The organism is Paenibacillus sp. GM2FR (genome assembly GCF_002803325.1).
Classification (GTDB): domain Bacteria; phylum Bacillota; class Bacilli; order Paenibacillales; family Paenibacillaceae; genus Paenibacillus_AQ; species Paenibacillus_AQ lautus.
In genome coordinates, this window is the sequence record NZ_MKZM01000008.1 from 3,209,320 (window position 1) to 3,226,887 (window position 17,568).

Here is a 17,568-nt window from a genome sequence, read left to right on the forward strand (position 1 = left end):
TAATTAACGACGAATTTCTTTAATTCTCGCTGCTTTACCGCGCAGTTCACGAAGATAATAAAGCTTCGCACGACGCACTTTACCACGGCGAGCCACTTCGATTTTATCGATTTTAGGCGAGTTGATTGGGAAAGTTCTTTCCACACCAACACCGTAAGAAATTTTACGAACGGTAAAAGTCTCACTGATTCCGCCACCGCGACGTTTAATTACTACACCTTCAAACAACTGGATACGCTCACGAGTTCCCTCGATAACCTTAACGTGTACTTTTAAAGTATCACCAGGACGAAAGCTCGGAATATCTTTACGAAGTTGTTCTTGAGTAATCGCTTGAACGATATTCATCTATGACTCCCTCCTCTCACACAGGTGTTCTTGCATCTTCCGGAAACTCTATGTATTTCCTTCATTATCCGCAGCGGACCACCGTATTCACAACAAAAGAAATAATAACATATTTTGCAGTCCGAATCAAGTATTTTATCTTTACACCCTTATGTATAAACCGGATTTTGTACCGAGCTCACGTCAATAAAAAAACCACTTCCAGCATGAAGAATCCTGCCGAAAGCGGTTAGCCTCAACTTAATTTACGGTTTCTTTCGAGTCGTGCATGCCCTTATGACGCTTGCCATAGTATTCAAGGATGTCGTCTACCGTTTGAAATTGGGCTTCTGTATTTTTTGTTTCTTCAATTTTCGCTTCATGTTGTTGTCGATGTTCTGTCATAACAAGATGCCTCCAGTCTCTCTAGTGATTCTCCAGTTACATATTACCCACCAATGCAGGAGTTGTATCAACATGATTAAAAAAATGACACTGAAGTATACAATACTGGACTATGAGCCAATTCTAAAGATAGAAATCCTTGCGCCGGTTTGCAGAGCAGTAATCGATTTGGTTGTTGGCGATAAATTATAGAGCCCAACGGTATTACCTGCACTTAAATTGATCACGGCAGATCCTGAAACTTCGGCGTTGGTTGAATTCGAGTTCATGTTCGCCGCATTAGTCGTATTACCGTTAACAACGATTCCGAAAGCATTCGGCGCAGTCGAACCAGTTTCGAGCGAAATCTGCCAATCAAAGTAGTAGAAACCAGCTGTCACAATGGTCAGGGTCGTGGCACCGTTAAAGGTTACACCTTGAAGCGTGCTTGTTGAAAAAGTAACCGGCGAGTTGGTGGCCACTTTCTGTGCCGTCCCATTACTGGCATAAATCACACTTCCACCCACAAGGACAGGGCCCGTCGGAACGGTTGGTCCGGCAGGGCCTGAGGCTCCAGCTAATCCGGTTACGACCATCGGGCCTGTTGGTCCAGTTGAACCGGTTGGACCTATGGCTCTTGCTGCCCCAGTAGCTCCTGTGGCTCCGGTTACAGCTATTTCTCCGGTCACTCTTGTCAGACCTATAACACCTGTTGACCCGGTCCTGCCTGTCGATCCTGTGCCTCCTGCTGCTCCTGTAGCTGCCGCAGCCCCTGTCTCCGCAGTTACATCTGTGGCGGCCCCTACTTCTTCTGTTGCCTCAGTCGGGCCCGGTGCGCCTGTTACACCTGTGGCGCCTGCTTCTTCTGTAGTTCCCGCAACTCCCGTTCGCCTAGTTACGCCTGTAGCCCCTGTGGCTCCTAGAACGCCTGTCACCCCGGTTACCCCTGTGACCCCTGCTTCTCCTGTAGCCCCGGCAGCCATAGCTCCAGGCGGACCTACTGGCCCGGTTTTTCCTGTAGCTCCAGTTACGCTTGTCGCCCCTGCAGCTCTGATTCCGGCGTCTCCCGTTGCCACGGTCTCGCCTATTGCCTCCGTCGCACCTGTTTCCCCAGTTGGTCCGGTCGCTCCGCTAATCCCACCCGGCACCCCCGGTGCTCCCTCAGGACTTGTTGGTCCTGCAACCTCCCTTGCACCCTTAGGGCCGGTTGCCCCCGGCAAACCGCCCAATCCGGTCGGACCTGTAGTCCCTGCTGCACCTGTTACTCCTATTGATCCTGTCGCAGTCGACGCTCCATTCGACAGTAATGCATTCATTCCATCCGCTGCTTGCAGCCTTTCCAGCTGTTGTTCTGAACTCACTGATCTGGAAGCCTGCTCATTAATGCCTTGGAACACTTCAGCAAGCCGCTGACGCGATCCAACCCCTGGCTTCGTAGTCGCGTCCATGATATATAAAGGTATATTATCCATATTGTTGACTGGTGGAGCGGCTTCCATACTCTGAATCGACTCTATGCAGGATTGGATTTCATGCTGTGAGGCGGCGATGTCCGGACCGATCTCGCTGCCGACTCCAATTCGTTCTCCATACGATTGAATCAACGTCAAAACTTCGTTCAATCTTGTTAAAATCCCTTCCAGATTATCCGCATTGGAAATCCTTGCAATTTGTTGTACGACCAGCCTAAGGCCCCGTCGTTCCCGCAGCGAGAACCTCATGCCCGAGACCAGATCGTTAAGGCTCTGCAATTGTATTTTGATTAGCGTGAAATTCTCATTAACCGGCTGTTCCACAAATGCGCGTAACCGTGATGTTAATTGACGGATCAATGTAACGAATCGAGTGGCTTGGTTCTTTCCGACACGGATTCGCCCGGGTGTAAGTCCCTGAATTACAGCCTTGCTGTCCCTACGTTTCCTTCTTTCTTGCCTCAATCGATTTCACCCCTTACGATCTCATGCATCCGCAAACGCCTATTTATCACACTATTCAATTCATACGATTTTTGTTCTCGGGTGCCAAGCAAGAAACGTGCATATCACTACATACGCGCACATGATAGAAAAAAAACGAACAGACCTGTGCTTACAGATCTGTTCGTTAGATTGAGCAATAAAACTTATGAGGATCCCGCTTCTCGCTGAAGCTTGTTTAAATACGCCTGATCCTGTTTGGACAATTCCAGCTTGTCTAACAACTCCGGGCGACGCTCCCATGTCCGCTTAAGGGCTTGTTCCCGACGCCACTCGTCAATATTCGCATGATGACCGCTCAGCAAAATATCCGGCACTTTCCAGCCGCGAAATTCAGCCGGACGTGTATAGTGCGGATATTCCAGCAGGCCTGTACTAAATGAATCCGTCACCGCTGAGGTTTCATTGCCAAGCACACCCGGCAGCAATCGGACCACAGAGTCGATGACAACCATCGCCGGCAGCTCTCCGCCGGTAAGCACGTAATCCCCGACGGATAACTCATCGGTAACAAGAAACTCGCGAATGCGTTCATCATAACCCTCGTAATGCCCGCATATAAACACCAGATGGTCTTCCTGAGACAACTCTTCCGCCTTTTTCTGCGTAAAGGTCTCTCCTTGCGGACACATCAGAATGACACGCGGAGGCTTGGCTGTTCCGGCGATATCCGCTGAGATCTCACCGGAAGGATTAGCCCCATCCTCATGATTCGAAATCGCATCCGCATCAAAAGCTAGGATATCCTCCACCGCAGCAAAAATCGGATCCGGCTTTAACACCATTCCCCCTCCGCCGCCATAGGGAGTATCATCGACCTGACCATGCTTGTTCCCGGCATATTGGCGAAAGTTGATAGCATTCAAGTTCACAATTTGTTTTTCGGCCGCTTTCCCCAAAATACTCGAATGAAACACACCATCAAACATCTCGGGGAACAGCGTCAGCACATCAATCCGCATGAACTATAACAACCCTTCCATGAGATGCACGCGGACAAGCTTCGATTCCTTGTCTACATCAAGTACGACATCCGGTATGGCCGGAAGGAGAATTTCTTTTCCTTGAGGCGTTTTGACAACCCATACATCGTTAGCGCCTGGCGTCAAAATTTCGGAGATCGTGCCGAGCTCCTCGGCCGGGTCTTCATCGGTCATCACCTTGCAGCCAATGATCTCATGGAAATAGTACTCGTTCTCCGGAAGCTCCTCCTGAAGATCCGCTGGAATCTTCAACAGTGAGCCCTTATATTTTTCGGCATCATTAATGCCATGCAGCTCCTTGAATTTAAGGATATACATGTTTTTATGAAAACGGGATGTATCCACCGTTACTTCTAACTTGCTCCCTTTGTCCGGGACAATATACAACTGGCTCTTTGGAGCAAATCGCTGATCGGCAAAATCCGTATGCGGCATGACTTTAACTTCCCCGCGGATGCCGTGCGTATTCACGATTTTCCCTACGGTAAACAACTTTTCAGACATGGTCTTCCTCCTGCATCACTTAATGAATGTTCTCTCTGGTATGACCGGCTGATTTCTTCAGCATGTACGAAAAAGGGCTAGGACATGCATCCTAACCCCCTTTCGTATATTTTAAGAAATGATATCAACGGTCACCCGTTTATCCATTTTAACCGCCGCCGATGTTACGACTGTACGCAATGATTTGGCGATACGCCCTTGTTTGCCTATGACCTTCCCGACATCGTCAGGATGCACGTACAGCTCATATACAATCAAGTGCTCCTTCTCAACGGTTTTCACAGTCACATCTTCTGGATGATCCACTAAAGCCTTAGCAATAACGCGAACTAATTCTTCCATAGATAACCCTCGCGATCAGTCTTATTTCTGATGCTTCAGCTCATGAAATTTCTTCATTACGCCCGCTTTGCTAAGCAAGTTGCGAACCGTGTCAGATGCTTGCGCACCATTTTGAAGCCAGTTCAGTGCTTTCTCTTCATCGATTTTAACTTCAGCCGGTTGAGCAACCGGATTGTAATAACCGATTTCCTCGATAAAACGGCCGTCACGTGGGGAACGGGAATCAGAAACCACCACGCGGTAGAAAGGAGCCTTGTGAGCACCCATGCGTTTCAGACGAATACGTACTGCCATTTGAAAATTCACCTCCTTCAAAAAATGTCCATTCGATATATCCGAGACTTAACGGAATGGAAACTTCATGCCTTTTCCGCCAGTCAAGCCTTTCAGCTGTTTCATCGCTTTGTTCTTGCCGCCTTTAGGACCCATCATATCCGAGAACTGTTTCATCACGCGGCGCATTTCATCAAACTGCTTGATGAGCCGGTTCACTTCAGCCAGCGAGGTTCCGCTGCCTGCCGCAATCCGTTTACGGCGGTTGTGATTGATAATGTCAGGCTGCTGCTTCTCCGCCGTTGTCATGGAGTGGACGATAGCCTCGATGCGTCCCATCTGCTTCTCGTCAACCTTGAGATCCTTGGCTTGCTTCATCTTGCCCATGCCGGGAATCATATCCATCAGCTGGTCCAGAGGACCGAGCTTCTTGACCTGGTCCATCTGCTCCAGGAAATCCTCGAACGTAAATTCGGCATTACGCATTTTACGTTCCATTTCCTTGGCCTTGTCCGCATCAATGTTCGATTGTGCTTTCTCGATAAGTGACAGCATATCGCCCATTCCGAGAATCCGCGATGCCATCCGTTCCGGATGGAACGGCTCCAGCGCATCAATCTTCTCGCCAAGCGCCGCGAATTTGATCGGACATCCGGTAACCGCCTTAACCGAGAGGGCGGCACCGCCTCGGGTATCCCCGTCCAGCTTCGTGAGCACGACACCCGTCAGCGTCAATTGCTGGTTGAAGCTTTCCGCGACGTTCACCGCATCCTGACCCGTCATTGCGTCAACGACAAGCAGAACTTCGTCAGGATTTACGACGCTGTGAATCTGCTTCAATTCTTCCATCAGCTCTTCATCGACATGAAGACGGCCGGCGGTATCGATAATGACATAATCGTGACCATTATCTTTGGCATGCTGGAGGCCTTGCTTCGCGATTTCGACCGGGCTTGTCTTGTCTCCTAAAGAGAACACCGGCACGTTGATCTGATCACCGAGTACTTCGAGCTGCTTGATCGCAGCAGGACGATAGATATCGCCGGCAACGAGCAGCGGTCGGCTGTTCTGCTTCTGAAGCAGCTTGGCCAGCTTGCCCGAAGTCGTTGTCTTACCGGCACCTTGCAAACCGGCCATCATAATGACCGTTGGCGGCTTATTGCTCTTCGCCAGTTTGGCTTGGCTTCCTCCCATCAACTCCGTCAGCTCTTTATTCACGATGTCAATGATCACCATGCCGGGCGTAAAGCTGTCCATCACTTCCTTGCCGATGGCCTTCTCTTTTACTTTGGATACGAAATCCTTAACCACTTTGAAGTTAACGTCGGCTTCTAGAAGCGCGAGTCGAACTTCACGCATGGCGGCTGTTACATCTTCTTCGGACACCTTGCCTTTACCACGAAGCTTGCTGAACACATTCTGTAGTCTGCTGGTCAATCCTTCAAACGCCATATCCGCCACCTCCGTTCATACTTAATCCCATACTTTTAAACGTTCAACCATATCGGTTATTGCATGCTTATCATGTTCACCCAGGTCGCTACTCTCCACCATTTCCCGAAACTTATCCAGCTCCCGGATGCGCGTTTCATGCTTGCTCAGGAGCCCCAGCTTCTCTTCATAGGACTCGAGCACCTGTTCTGCGCGCTTAATATGTTCATAGACGGCCTGGCGACTAATCTCGAATTCACCAGCGATTTCTCCGAGGGAAAAATCGTCATGGAAATAATATTTCAAAAAGGTCTGCTGTTTCTCTGTCAGCAGCTGCTCATAGAAATCGAACAGCAAATTGATCCGGTTCGTCTTCTCGAGCCGATTCTCCTGACTCATTTAAGGGCACCCCCCTCGTCAAGGAAAAACACTTTACAGTTCGCTTAACGAACCTTATCATACAAAAAACAAAGAAGGATGTCAAGCCATTTCCCTTGTCATCCTTCTTCATGTGCAGGAAGCCTTCTTCCTACCCGTTCAACCGATCGGAAGAAGGTAAATCAATATCGCAAAAAAGTGGAGAATCGAACCTGCCAGCACAAACAAATGCCAGATGGCATGATGGTAAGGAAAGCCCCGCCATACATAGAATATGGTGCCCAGCGTATACAGCACGCCCCCGATGGCAAGCAAATTCATGCCTTGCGGCGCTACAACCGCCGTTAACGGATTCCAGGCAATGACGATCAGCCAGCCCATCGCAATGTAAAATATCGTGGAGAGGAACAAAAACTTCTTGACGAAGAATGCTTTAAATACGACGCCGAACAGCGCAATGCCCCATACGATCCCGAAAAGACTCCAGCCCAGCGATCCCCGGACGGCAACCAGCAGGAATGGCGTATACGTCCCTGCGATGAACAAGTAAATGGAGGAGTGGTCCATAAACTCAAAGAAATCCTTGGCTTTCCCGTCTCTCAAGCCGTGTACGAGCGTTGAGCTCAAATACAGCAGGAGCATCGTCGATCCGTAGATCGTGAAGCTCACCACATGCCAGGCTGTGCCTTTCAAACTTGAAAATACGATCAGGAGCACGAGTGCAGCAACGCTTAGTGCCGCTCCTATGCCATGCGTTATTGCATTCGCTATCTCTTCTCTGCGTGGATAAGTGTAAGTATTGGCCATAACAGGTATCCTTTCGCTTAAAATCTTATAGAGGTTGTTCAAAAAGTCCGCTTTTGATCACGAAGCGAATCAGGAAGCAGCTCGGCATCGAATCTTGAATTCAGCCGGGCCTTCCGGTGCTCAAGTACCCAAAACGTACGCTCCGCTCCTCAGTCCCTAGCTTCATCCAACCTTCTCGGTGCTGAAAACCTGACTTTTTGAACCCGACTTATACTTCATTATACGCCCTGCGGGCATGCAAAATCAAAGCCGCCCCCTAGATCAGCCCCCCTGCAATTGGAAAAATTGCTGGATGGCGCTGACGATTTGGCGGGACGCAGTGCCGTCGCCAAACGGATTATGGGCTTTTGCCATGCTGCGGTACGCTTCCTTATCCGTCAGCAGCTGCTCTATTCCTGCCTGAACCGCTTCACACTTCGTGCCGACGCACTTTAGGGTACCGGCCGTGACTCCTTCCGGGCGTTCGGTTTTATCCCTCAGTACCAATACCGGCTTCCCTAGTGACGGCGCTTCCTCCTGTATGCCCCCGGAGTCCGTCAAGACCAGATAGGAACGCTGCATGATATGATGCAGATCTACCACATCGAGCGGTTCGGTCAAATGGATTCGCTCGTGCCCCTCAAGCTCTTGCGCGACCGTCTCCTGCAGCACAGGGTTTGGATGGACCGGATATATCACTTCAATGTCAGGGTGCTTTTGGATCACCCGCTTCACCGCCTCAAATACCCCTTTCATCGGTTCTCCCCAATTCTCCCTGCGATGCATGGTCATCAGTATTAATCGGCTATCTTTCCGTAACTTGCTCTGTATCGGATGCTCAAAAGGAGCCTGAAGCGTCCACTTCATCGCATCGATTCCCGTGTTTCCCGTTACATATACGTGAGCCGAACGGTTCTCGGCTTTGAGATTAGCTGCGGACAGCGCCGTCGGGGCAAAGTGCATATCAGCCACCCTGCCGATCCACTCGCGGTTCATTTCCTCTGGAAACGGCGCGTATTTATCATACGTCCGCAGCCCTGCTTCCACATGTCCCACCGGAATCTTCGCGTAATACGCTGCCAAAGCACCGATGAATGCTGTCGTTGTATCCCCGTGGACCAGCACAAGATCATATGTTCTCGCTTGGAATACCTTCTCCATCCCTTTTAGCAGTTCAGCGCTCAGACTGTATAAGGATTGCCCTTCCTTCATGATATTCAGATCCGTTTGCGTCTGAATTTCAAAAAAACGAAGCACCTGATCCAGCATCTCACGATGCTGTGCGGTTACGCATACGATTGGAGTTAATCCCGGGGCTGACTCCAATTCCTTGACCAAAGGTGCCATTTTGATCGCTTCCGGACGCGTTCCGAATATAACAAGAACATTTTTCTGTTTCACGAACCTTCACTCCCCCTCGTTTTATATGAAAAGATAGATCTGAAACCTCATATCTTAAGCATTATATGGCAAGTTGATAGATTCGTTCCGGTCAGTTGCATCCTTGTAGAAATCAACCATTTTTCGGCCTTTCGGCTCATTCGTCCAATTCTATGAAGCTAGCAATGCATATATTATCCCGAGTACAAAAGAAAGGAGGAAACCTCTTGGCTGTTATCATTTATCCGAGAACGATGAACTGGTCGTATATGAAACAGAGACCGCAGCAGCTTATGACTCAATTGGGGGCGCTTGGTCATCAGGTTTTCTTCGAAAACCTGGCACCGCTGGATAAGGAGTTCAAAGAAGTGGAACCGAATGTGTTCCTATTCACAGATACCAAAACATTTCTGCACAAAAAACTGCCTGCCCTTCGCAAAGAACATCCGATTGTCGTCTGGACGACGTGGTCTAAACTCCGGACGCGCATTTCCACTCTCTTTAAGCCCGACATTACGATTTACGACTGCTGCGATGAATTTCCGCATTGGGCTAAGTATGAACCCAAAATGATTGACGAGGCGGACCATGTTGTATGTACCGCAGAGGTGATTCACACCCGGTTATCCTTGGCGTATCCGGATAAACCGCTTACCTTGATCCCGAATGGCGCTGACTCTTCATTTTTTCATATTCCATTCAGTGAAAGACCCGCCGATCTCCCTCCGGGTCCTGTTGTTGCTTATATCGGTGCTTGGGCGTATTGGGTAGATCATGAACTGTTCGCCAAAGCGGCCATTCAATTTCCAAACGTCCAATTCGTTTCCATTGGAGCTCCTTATGGCAGCTCAGGCGATTATTCGAAGCTTCCCAATGTGCATATTCTCGGGGAAAAGCCGCACCAGGAGCTCAAGCGTTATCTCGCTCACATTGACGTGGCATTGATCCCCTTCCAATACCATCCGATTACGCTGGCAACCAATCCAGTCAAAGCATACGAGTATTTGGCTTCCGGTGTTCGCGTATTGTCAACGGCTCTGCCGGAATGCATTGCCATGGAGCCGCATGTTACCACGGCGACAACCCATGATGATTTCTTGGGCAAGCTGGCCTCCATGCTCCATCACCCGGATACAGCAGAGCATAAGCTGGCCCGCATTGCCTACGCCAGAGAGAATCGCTGGGTTGAACGCGGATTGAAAGCCGATCAAGTGATTCGACAGGTCATCCTGGACAAAGGCATGAACACCCTTTGAAACCCTATGCCATACTCCGTACGCAGCCATTCGGCTATAGAGCCACCGATACGTTAGCCTATCGTGAACAAATCATTCAGGAAGTTTCACAAATTGACCGTGAGTGGATTCTATGGGGCGGTAACTTCTCTTTTTTCCATAAAAGCGCACAGACTTTCATTCCAATGCCAGCTCATATTCCAGATCGTGTTGTCTGTATTTGTATGAACGGCGCACCAATCTATTGGAGAAAAACCTGGCTGCTTGCCGCCCTCACCCGCTGGAACGACAGGCTTCCTGCTGCCAGATTTCTGCCTTATGATCTGCTGCCCGCCGATCCAAGCCTTACGATGCATCTAAACCCATCGCAAAGCCCTCCGTATCAAAAGGATCTGGAGTATATTCTCCCTGTTCTGTCTGCAACAAGGATGCGAGAGAAAACCGCCAGCTCCACAGGGACTTTATCCCCTGAAACCCCTCAGCAACCTGTCGTCTCCATTCTGATGAGCATTCATAATATGAAGGACACTTTAGGCTGGAGCATCCGTTCCGTGTTGGCACAATCAAGCGATAACTGGGAGCTGTTAATAGGCGATGACGGCTCTGAGGACGATAGCTTGGAGGAAGCCTGCGCTTATACTGACAGCAGAATTCGGGTTCTGTCCCAATCGCGTAACCGCGGAAAAGCAATCATGATGAATCGCCTGCTTTTTGAAGCAAAGGGTCGATATATTCTGGAATTGGATGGAGATGACTGGCTGGTTCCCGATGCCACCGCACTCCTGGCCGAAGCGCTTGACAAGAATCCGGACGGCAGGATCGCCACAGGCTGGTATGGGTGCTGGGAACGAACCCGGCAGCTCGGTCCTCTATGGAGAAGAAACGTTGATTCGGGCAAGCTTTATTCGGCATGGTCTGCTTCCTTAAATCGAACGAATCAGCAGGGCCACCCGCTCGTCCCCCGTATGTATCGAAAGTCATCCCTAATCGCCATTGGCGGTTGGTGGAATCGGGAGGATCGTCTCGGACGTATCTTCGAAGATATCGATGTCACCGCCAGGCTTCTTAAGCACAGCTCGCCGGTTCAAGTCGATGCCCTCTTGTATCATCGAGTCATTTATGGCAGCAGTACCAGCCAACGTAACCGCAGCCTCTTCGAAGCCTGGAATCAGCAAACACACAAGAGCTAGACAGCGCTCGAAAAGGAGGTGATACGTACATGCATATTGCCGCTTCCGGGTACTATGGAATGGGAAACTTCGGTGATGATTTATTTCTTCATACCCTTCGCCAAGTATTCCACGATCATCACGTCTATCCCTGGAACGCCCGCTTGGACCCCCATCAGACGGATGCCTTCATCATCGGCGGTGGCGATTTAATTACACCCTACTCGTTCAATTCATATTACTTCCCTCCGCAGCTCAAAGGACAGCCTACCTGGGTCTACGGTGTCGGCATCGTGGATGCCTACCCGGAACACACTTGGCCGGAGGAGCAGGTATCCGCCTACCGGGAGATGATCTCCAAGGCAAACCGCGCGGTGTTCCGGGATGAACGATCGTCGGCCATCGCCAAACGGGCAGGCTTCCATCGAAACGTCGAAACAGCCCCTGACATGGTATTTGGCTATCGTCAGCCCGATATCCCGGTGAAACGTTTCTCTAAGCGTCCAACGATTGGCGTCGTTGTATTTTCCTATGAATCATTTCCGATGGACAACATGACCAAATTGCTGGGACATCTTATTGCAAAAGGCTATCATGCCGTCCTGATCCCGGTCATTCATCATCCGGGCAATGCGTATTCCGATTACAACACATGTCTGCAATTGCAGCAAAAGGTAAAGGAGTCTACACCCGGCGCTTCTATTGAGACGCTGCCGTTCCTTATGGATATTGAGCTCACTTACCGTTTCATTCAATCTGTCGACTATTTAATATCGTTCAAGCTTCACCCGTCGCTAGCCGCTTTACGCGGCGGCAAGCCTGTACTGGCGCTCAGCACCATGAGCAAAGTGCATAGCCTGCTGAGTTCTTTTCATCTCGGCCAGTATTTTACTGATTATCGTCAGCCGCTTGATGTTCTGGTCGATAAAACCGAAACCTTCCTTAAATACGGCCCTGGTCATGTGCAGCAGATTATGCCGATGATCCGCGCAGCGGAGGAAGAAAGCACTGCCTCGCTTCGGGGTTTAAAGAAGCATATCGAAGAGCACAACCATTGGTAATACAGAAAGGAGAATGACTATGTGTTGCTTCCTGTTCTGCAGAAGACTTGCAAGGCGAGTCAAGGTGTTAACGCGGCAGGTCGAACTTCTAAGCCAGGAAACCAGTCAATTAACTGAGCGCGTAGAGTCGCTGGAGAATCAGGTCCTCACGGGTTTAACAATTAATCCGGAGCTGGTTCAATTTTTCGAAGTCCGTACCGGCCAAAAGGTACGGGTCAGCACAACCTTTGTCACGTTGGAAGGGGTCGTTTTGGCTACTGCTGAAGATGGTGTTCAGCTCCGTGAAGCATCGGGTGACCTCGTGCTGATTCCGTTCGCCAATATTACTTCCGTTCAGTAATTCCTGCGGATGATACTGGATGTCAGCTTCAAACTTTCATTACGGCAAGGAGGTTAACCGATATGCGCTACGTGGATTGGCTGCAAGGATTTATCGGCTCGGAAACCGAAGTAACGGTGTCGGGAGATGTGATCATTGGCACGCTGACCGAAGTGGGCGAAGGAACCATCACCTTAAAAGTACCGCCCATCATCTACGGTCCTCCTACAGATACTGCCCTTATCCCGCTTCGTTCGATTGAATTCGTTCGGATCGTCTCTTCATAAAAAAACTTGTGCCCGTAGATCGAGCCGAACATGAAAAAGGACCGAAAGTATATCTTTCGGTCCTTTTGTATACATATTCGACTAGACCCGTTCTAGTCTTGTTGTTCTACGGCATTCTCTTCTTCCTTAATTAAACCCGCAAAGAGGGCATGAACAAACTGCTCCGAGTCAAAGGTCTGGAGATCACCCATTTTCTCTCCCAAGCCTACCAGCTTCACCGGAAGATTCAACTCTTGACGAATCGCGATCACGATGCCGCCCTTAGCCGTACCATCCAGCTTGGTTAATACGAGGCCGGTCACGCCGCTCTTCTCCCCGAACAGCTTCGCCTGGCTCAGTGCATTCTGTCCTGTCGTCGCATCAAGGACCATCAGCACCTCATGCGGGGCACTCGGGATTTCGCGTTGAATGACGCGGAAGATTTTATTCAGCTCTTCCATCAGATTGGTTTTGTTCTGAAGGCGTCCTGCCGTATCGCAGAGCAGAACATCCGCTTGCCGCTGCTTGGCTGCTTGAACCGCATCAAACATGACGGCTGCCGGGTCTGAGCCGGGCTGCTGTTTAATGACTTCAACGCCAACCCGTTCTCCCCATACTTCCAGCTGTTCGATTGCACCCGCACGGAACGTGTCGCCCGCTGCAAGCAAAACCTTCTTGCCCTCCTGCTTGTAACGATGCGCCAGCTTGCCAATCGTAGTTGTTTTACCGACTCCGTTAACGCCGACAAACAGAATGACCGTAATTCCATCCGGATTCTCCCGCAGCTCATTGCTGCTGTCATCACGAAGGAGTCCCATCAGCTTCTCTGACAATACCGGCTGCAGATCGGCAGCGTCCTCAATCCGCCGTTTCTTCACTTCGGCACGAAGATCGTCCATCAGATCCATGACGGTATTGACGCCGACGTCAGCGCCAATCAAAATCTCTTCCAATTCCTCGTAAAATTCTTCATCGATCTTTTTACGGCGAATCACCAGGTCCGACACTTTCTCGATAAATCCCTTCCGGGTTTTCTCGAGGCCGTCGCGGAACTGTTTTGTTACGTTTTCCGTTTTGCTGGAAATGCTCTCTTTTAACTTCTTAAAAAAGCTCATTACGTACCCTCCATGTCGTTATGTTAAATTAGGCAATCTCCGCTTCCTCATTCTCAAGCTTGACGGACACCAGCTTCGACACGCCGCCTTCTTCCATCGTGACGCCGTACAGCACATCCGCCTCTTCCATCGTTCCTTTGCGGTGGGTGACCACAATAAACTGCGTTTGTTCGGAGAACTCCCGCAGATACTGGGCAAATCGGACTACGTTCGCTTCATCAAGCGCCGCTTCGACCTCATCCAGTACGCAGAACGGAACCGGCTTCACCTGCAAAATGGCAAACAGAAGCGCCATAGCGGTTAATGCACGTTCTCCACCGGAGAGCAGCTGCAGATTTTGCAGCTTCTTGCCAGGAGGCTGAGCAACGATATCTATCCCCGTCTCAAGCAATCGATCCGGATCGATCAGGACCAGGTCGGCTCGTCCGCCTCCGAACAACTTCGTAAATACCGTGCCGAACTCGCGCCGGATTGCATCGAATGTCAGTTTGAAGCGCTTGGACATTTCATCGTCCATTTCCTTAATGACCTGATACAGCGTTGTCTTCGCTTCAACCAAATCCGCCTTTTGCTCACTCAGGAACAGGTATCTCTCATTGACGCGCTGGTACTCTTCAATGGCCCCCAGATTCACATCTCCCAGGGAAGTTATCGACCTCTTCAAATCACGCACTTCGTTCTGAGCGGCCGTGATGTCTTCCGGAATCGGATACCGCTGCTTGGCAAGCTCATAACTCAGCTCATAGTCCTCGCTTAATTTCTTCAATATATTCTCAAGCTCAACATCGAGCCGGTTTACTCCAATCTCGGTCTGGCGAAGCTGATCATCCACGGCCCGCAGCTGCGTGCGCTGCTCCTTGGTTTCGCTCTCTTCCAGCTCCAGCTTCCGGCTTAGCGCGGTGCGTGCAGCCCGTTTGAATTCCAGCTGCTGCGTAGCCTCTTCCTTCTTCAGCTTGTACTGGTTCAGATCCTCGATCTGCTTCACGCTTTCGCTTTCGTTCTGATTCAGGTCGGCTTGAACGGAGGCCAGCATCGTGCGGTTCTGTTTCTGTTCCTTCTCGTGGTTGTCTACATCCGACTGAAGGCGCTTGAGCTGCTCCTCCAGCGAGAAGGTTTCCTGATCCAGCTTTCCTTCGCGAACCTTGAGGTTTGTCAGCTGACTCTGAAGCTCTTCCTTCGCCGATTCATTGGCTTTCCGGGCAAACTCTGCAGCTTGAATGGCCAGATGGGTCGATTTCTCTTCCTCCTCCAGCTCAGACAACAGCTTCTGGGCGCGTTCACGGCTTTGCTGAATTTCTTTGGCTTCCTTCTCTTGACTGCTCTTCTCTTCGCCTGCCAGCTCGGCTTGTTCGAGGACGTGGCGCAGCTCATGCTCAAGCTGCTTGCGGTCGCCTGCAGCCTGCTGTTCCTCAATCCGCTTGTCGTCTCCGGCTTTGCGGAGCTCGTCCAGCTTATCCTGAGATTCAATCATTTGATTCCGGACGCCTTCAATGCCCTGCTGCAGCTTCTCCAGCTGCTTCTCGGTTTCCGAAATTTCCTGATCGAGCTGCTCCAGCTGCCGCTTGCGCCCCAGCAGGCTGTTCGTTTTCTTATGCTGACTGCCGCCTGTCATGGAGCCGCCTGCATTGACCACGTCTCCCTCAAGCGTAACCACGCGGAAGCGATAGGAGAATCTGGCAGCAATCTTGTTCGCTTGCTCCAGGGTCTCGGCGATAACGACATTGCCCAGAAGACTCCCGACGATGTTACTGTATCTCGAGTCGTACTGGACCAGCTCCGAGCCAAAGCCTACAAACCCGGCTTCCCCTTCTGCCAAGTGACGGTCCGAAGCGGATACATTCCGTGGACGAATGACGTCCAAAGGCAGAAATGTCGCCCGTCCTAACTGGCGCTGCTTCAGGAAGGCAATCGCCTGCCTGGATACGGATTCGTTCTCCATGACGATATGCTGAACCGATGCGCCAAGAGCGGTCTCCATGGCAAGCTCCAGCTTTTCCGGCACGCGAATAAGCTCGGCCACCGCACCATGGACCCCGTGGAGCACGGATTTTCGGGATGCCTTCAGTACTTCCTTAACACCCAGCATAAATCCGTCAAAGTCGTCTTGAAGCTCTTTCATGGTATCGCGGCGGGAAATTTGCGCTTCCCGCTTCTGCTCCCATTTCCGAAGCGCTCCCTGCGTCTCTTCCTGCAATTTCTGCAGGGATTGATATCGCTCACTCTCGCTGATATAACCGCTGCGGAGGTCTGCAATCTCTTTACCGAATCGTTCAATACTTCGATCGATGCTCTCTTTGCGGCGGAGCAAATCCTCTTTCAGGGCTTCCCATTTACCGGACTCCTCTTGCGCCCGATTCATTCGACGGTCCAGCGCTTCCTGCTGCTGGTCGGCGTACCGGATTTCATTCCGGGCTTGAGCCATTTGGTTCATAAGCTCCAGTAAATTCCCCTTCAAGCTCTCTTCCTGCTGCTGGCTGATTCCGCCGGTTACGCCAACCAGCTTCGCTTCTTCCGCTGACAGCTGGTCCCGCACCTGGGTTAATTCCTGCTGGAGCTCCTGCAGCTTGCTCTTCATGCTCGCAAGCTCGCCTACGCGCTCTCCCAGACGATGATCGCCTGATTGCAAACTGTCTTCCAGCTGCTCGCGCGTACGTTCCAGGTTGCGGCGGCGTTCCTTGAGCACCTCGCCATAGCCTTCGCTTTTCTCAAACAGCTCGCTGAATTGAAGCAGCTGGCTCTGCAGATCCTCAACTTCCTGCTCCAGCTGGCGCAGCGCCGATCGGTCACTCTCCAGCTTGGCATCGTGCGCGGATACAACAGTGGACAAGGCGAGCTGCTCTTCCTTCAGCTGCTCCAGCTTGGCATTGGCCTCGCTCCATGAGGTATGTATCTGTTCGATCTGATACACATACAGAGAAATTTCCTTGTGCTTCAGCTCTTCCCGAAGCTCCTTGTAGCGAATGGCCTTCTCGGACTGCTCTTTCAGCGGTCCGATCTGATCTTCAAGCTCTGTGACCAAGTCGTGGATACGAAGCAGGTTTTGCTCCGTTTCATCCAGCTTGCGCACAGACTCTTTTTTACGAGATTTATATTTAACGATCCCGGACGCTTCCTCAAATATCCCCCGGCGATCTTCTGAACGTGTACTCAAAATTTCCTCAATGCGGCCTTGTCCAATGATGGAATAGGCTTCTTTACCGATTCCGGTGTCCATGAACAGCTCCGTAATATCCTTCAGCCGGCACGATTGCCGATTAATGAAATACTCGCTGTCCCCGCTCCGGTGCACCCGTCTGGTTACAGTCACTTCATTAAAATCCAGCGGCAATACATGATCCTCGTTATCCAGCGTAAGGGAGACTTCTCCATAATTAACCGCTTTGCGCGCATCGCTCCCGGCAAAGATAATATCCTCCATCTTGCCGCCGCGAAGCGATTTGGCGCTTTGCTCGCCAAGCACCCAGCGGATTCCATCGGAAATGTTACTCTTACCGCTGCCATTCGGACCTACAACGGCTGTAATTCCCCGGACAAATTCCATCTCCGTCTTGTCGGCAAACGATTTAAATCCTGCTAACTCGATCCGTTTCAAAAACATATTCGACCTATCACCTCTCCTGCTATTGTACCATAAGTAGA

General features: G+C 50.7%; 18 protein-coding genes. 5 read left to right on the forward strand and 13 right to left on the reverse strand.

Annotation, left to right across the window (positions count from 1 at the left end; genetic code table 11):
• Window positions 1-3: 3 nt before the first annotated feature.
• The 11 genes from rplS to wecB all read right to left on the reverse strand — a co-directional run bounded on the left by rplS (window position 4) and on the right by wecB (window position 8,785).
• Window positions 4-348 (reverse strand): 50S ribosomal protein L19, encoded by a 345-nt coding sequence (rplS, locus tag PAEVO_RS14420; RefSeq protein ID WP_015736355.1) that lies wholly within the window; start codon window positions 346-348, stop codon window positions 4-6.
• A gap of 240 nt (window positions 349-588) precedes the next feature.
• The gene (locus PAEVO_RS33830) at window positions 589-732 is read right to left on the reverse strand and encodes a hypothetical protein (protein WP_164817561.1); all 144 of its coding nucleotides are present in this window, start codon (window positions 730-732) and stop codon (window positions 589-591) included.
• Between the two features lie 110 nt (window positions 733-842).
• On the reverse strand, window positions 843-2,648 hold the full coding sequence (locus PAEVO_RS14425; RefSeq protein ID WP_100538163.1) for a collagen-like repeat preface domain-containing protein: 1,806 nt from the start codon (window positions 2,646-2,648) through the stop codon (window positions 843-845).
• A 185-nt stretch (window positions 2,649-2,833) separates the two neighbouring features.
• Window positions 2,834-3,649, reverse strand: coding sequence for a tRNA (guanosine(37)-N1)-methyltransferase TrmD (gene trmD, locus PAEVO_RS14430; RefSeq protein WP_100538164.1), 816 nt, complete (start codon window positions 3,647-3,649; stop codon window positions 2,834-2,836).
• Between the two features lie 3 nt (window positions 3,650-3,652).
• Window positions 3,653-4,174: a ribosome maturation factor RimM gene (rimM, locus tag PAEVO_RS14435; protein WP_100538165.1), complete on the reverse strand. Its 522-nt coding sequence runs from the start codon at window positions 4,172-4,174 to the stop codon at window positions 3,653-3,655.
• Window positions 4,175-4,285: 111 nt separating this feature from the next.
• Window positions 4,286-4,516, reverse strand: a complete 231-nt coding sequence (locus PAEVO_RS14440; RefSeq protein ID WP_006211360.1) for a KH domain-containing protein — start codon at window positions 4,514-4,516, stop codon at window positions 4,286-4,288.
• 21 nt (window positions 4,517-4,537) lie between these two features.
• Window positions 4,538-4,810 (reverse strand): 30S ribosomal protein S16, encoded by a 273-nt coding sequence (gene rpsP / locus PAEVO_RS14445; RefSeq protein ID WP_006211361.1) that lies wholly within the window; start codon window positions 4,808-4,810, stop codon window positions 4,538-4,540.
• Window positions 4,811-4,858: 48 nt separating this feature from the next.
• The gene (gene ffh / locus PAEVO_RS14450) at window positions 4,859-6,241 is read right to left on the reverse strand and encodes a signal recognition particle protein (protein WP_076325017.1); all 1,383 of its coding nucleotides are present in this window, start codon (window positions 6,239-6,241) and stop codon (window positions 4,859-4,861) included.
• Window positions 6,242-6,262: 21 nt separating this feature from the next.
• Window positions 6,263-6,619: a putative DNA-binding protein gene (locus tag PAEVO_RS14455; protein ID WP_100538166.1), complete on the reverse strand. Its 357-nt coding sequence runs from the start codon at window positions 6,617-6,619 to the stop codon at window positions 6,263-6,265.
• A gap of 138 nt (window positions 6,620-6,757) precedes the next feature.
• Window positions 6,758-7,405, reverse strand: a complete 648-nt coding sequence (trhA, locus tag PAEVO_RS14460) for a PAQR family membrane homeostasis protein TrhA (RefSeq protein WP_100538167.1) — start codon at window positions 7,403-7,405, stop codon at window positions 6,758-6,760.
• A 261-nt stretch (window positions 7,406-7,666) separates the two neighbouring features.
• Entirely contained in the window at window positions 7,667-8,785 is a 1,119-nt protein-coding gene (gene wecB / locus PAEVO_RS14465; protein WP_207797479.1) for a non-hydrolyzing UDP-N-acetylglucosamine 2-epimerase, read from the reverse strand.
• 206 nt (window positions 8,786-8,991) lie between these two features.
• On the opposite strand from wecB, the gene PAEVO_RS14470 reads away from it, so the two are divergent.
• The 5 genes from PAEVO_RS14470 to PAEVO_RS14490 all read left to right on the forward strand — a co-directional run bounded on the left by PAEVO_RS14470 (window position 8,992) and on the right by PAEVO_RS14490 (window position 12,835).
• Window positions 8,992-10,020 carry a glycosyltransferase gene (locus PAEVO_RS14470; protein ID WP_100538168.1) on the forward strand — a complete coding sequence of 343 codons (1,029 nt, stop codon included), beginning with the start codon at window positions 8,992-8,994 and terminating at the stop codon, window positions 10,018-10,020.
• A 203-nt stretch (window positions 10,021-10,223) separates the two neighbouring features.
• Window positions 10,224-11,189 (forward strand): glycosyltransferase family 2 protein, encoded by a 966-nt coding sequence (locus PAEVO_RS14475; RefSeq protein WP_243390770.1) that lies wholly within the window; start codon window positions 10,224-10,226, stop codon window positions 11,187-11,189.
• Between the two features lie 29 nt (window positions 11,190-11,218).
• Window positions 11,219-12,229, forward strand: coding sequence for a polysaccharide pyruvyl transferase family protein (locus PAEVO_RS14480; protein WP_100538170.1), 1,011 nt, complete (start codon window positions 11,219-11,221; stop codon window positions 12,227-12,229).
• A 64-nt stretch (window positions 12,230-12,293) separates the two neighbouring features.
• The gene (locus PAEVO_RS14485) at window positions 12,294-12,569 is read left to right on the forward strand and encodes a hypothetical protein (protein ID WP_243390771.1); all 276 of its coding nucleotides are present in this window, start codon (window positions 12,294-12,296) and stop codon (window positions 12,567-12,569) included.
• Window positions 12,570-12,631: 62 nt separating this feature from the next.
• Complete coding sequence (locus tag PAEVO_RS14490) at window positions 12,632-12,835, forward strand: hypothetical protein (RefSeq protein WP_100538172.1); 204 nt, start codon at window positions 12,632-12,634, stop codon at window positions 12,833-12,835.
• Window positions 12,836-12,927: 92 nt separating this feature from the next.
• On the opposite strand, the gene ftsY is transcribed toward PAEVO_RS14490, so the two are convergent.
• On the reverse strand, window positions 12,928-13,929 hold the full coding sequence (ftsY, locus tag PAEVO_RS14495; protein WP_098747111.1) for a signal recognition particle-docking protein FtsY: 1,002 nt from the start codon (window positions 13,927-13,929) through the stop codon (window positions 12,928-12,930).
• Between the two features lie 28 nt (window positions 13,930-13,957).
• A complete protein-coding gene (smc, locus tag PAEVO_RS14500; RefSeq protein ID WP_100538173.1) occupies window positions 13,958-17,527 on the reverse strand; it encodes a chromosome segregation protein SMC in 3,570 nt (1,189 codons plus the stop codon).
• Window positions 17,528-17,568: the final 41 nt, after the last annotated feature.

What these genes read in the sequence shown, in the direction of transcription:
- ffh (WP_076325017.1), bottom strand. Translation starts at nt 6,241, where the DNA reads ATGGCGTTTGAAGGATTGACCAGCAGACTACAGAATGTGTTCAGCAAG.
- PAEVO_RS14490 (WP_100538172.1), top strand. Translation starts at nt 12,632, where the DNA reads ATGCGCTACGTGGATTGGCTGCAAGGATTTATCGGCTCGGAAACCGAA.
- trhA (WP_100538167.1), bottom strand. Translation starts at nt 7,405, where the DNA reads ATGGCCAATACTTACACTTATCCACGCAGAGAAGAGATAGCGAATGCA.
- rimM (WP_100538165.1), bottom strand. Translation starts at nt 4,174, where the DNA reads ATGTCTGAAAAGTTGTTTACCGTAGGGAAAATCGTGAATACGCACGGC.
- PAEVO_RS14455 (WP_100538166.1), bottom strand. Translation starts at nt 6,619, where the DNA reads ATGAGTCAGGAGAATCGGCTCGAGAAGACGAACCGGATCAATTTGCTG.
- PAEVO_RS14480 (WP_100538170.1), top strand. Translation starts at nt 11,219, where the DNA reads ATGCATATTGCCGCTTCCGGGTACTATGGAATGGGAAACTTCGGTGAT.
- PAEVO_RS14475 (WP_243390770.1), top strand. Translation starts at nt 10,224, where the DNA reads ATGAACGGCGCACCAATCTATTGGAGAAAAACCTGGCTGCTTGCCGCC.
- rpsP (WP_006211361.1), bottom strand. Translation starts at nt 4,810, where the DNA reads ATGGCAGTACGTATTCGTCTGAAACGCATGGGTGCTCACAAGGCTCCT.
- smc (WP_100538173.1), bottom strand. Translation starts at nt 17,527, where the DNA reads ATGTTTTTGAAACGGATCGAGTTAGCAGGATTTAAATCGTTTGCCGAC.
- trmD (WP_100538164.1), bottom strand. Translation starts at nt 3,649, where the DNA reads ATGCGGATTGATGTGCTGACGCTGTTCCCCGAGATGTTTGATGGTGTG.
- ftsY (WP_098747111.1), bottom strand. Translation starts at nt 13,929, where the DNA reads ATGAGCTTTTTTAAGAAGTTAAAAGAGAGCATTTCCAGCAAAACGGAA.
- rplS (WP_015736355.1), bottom strand. Translation starts at nt 348, where the DNA reads ATGAATATCGTTCAAGCGATTACTCAAGAACAACTTCGTAAAGATATT.
- PAEVO_RS14440 (WP_006211360.1), bottom strand. Translation starts at nt 4,516, where the DNA reads ATGGAAGAATTAGTTCGCGTTATTGCTAAGGCTTTAGTGGATCATCCA.
- PAEVO_RS33830 (WP_164817561.1), bottom strand. Translation starts at nt 732, where the DNA reads ATGACAGAACATCGACAACAACATGAAGCGAAAATTGAAGAAACAAAA.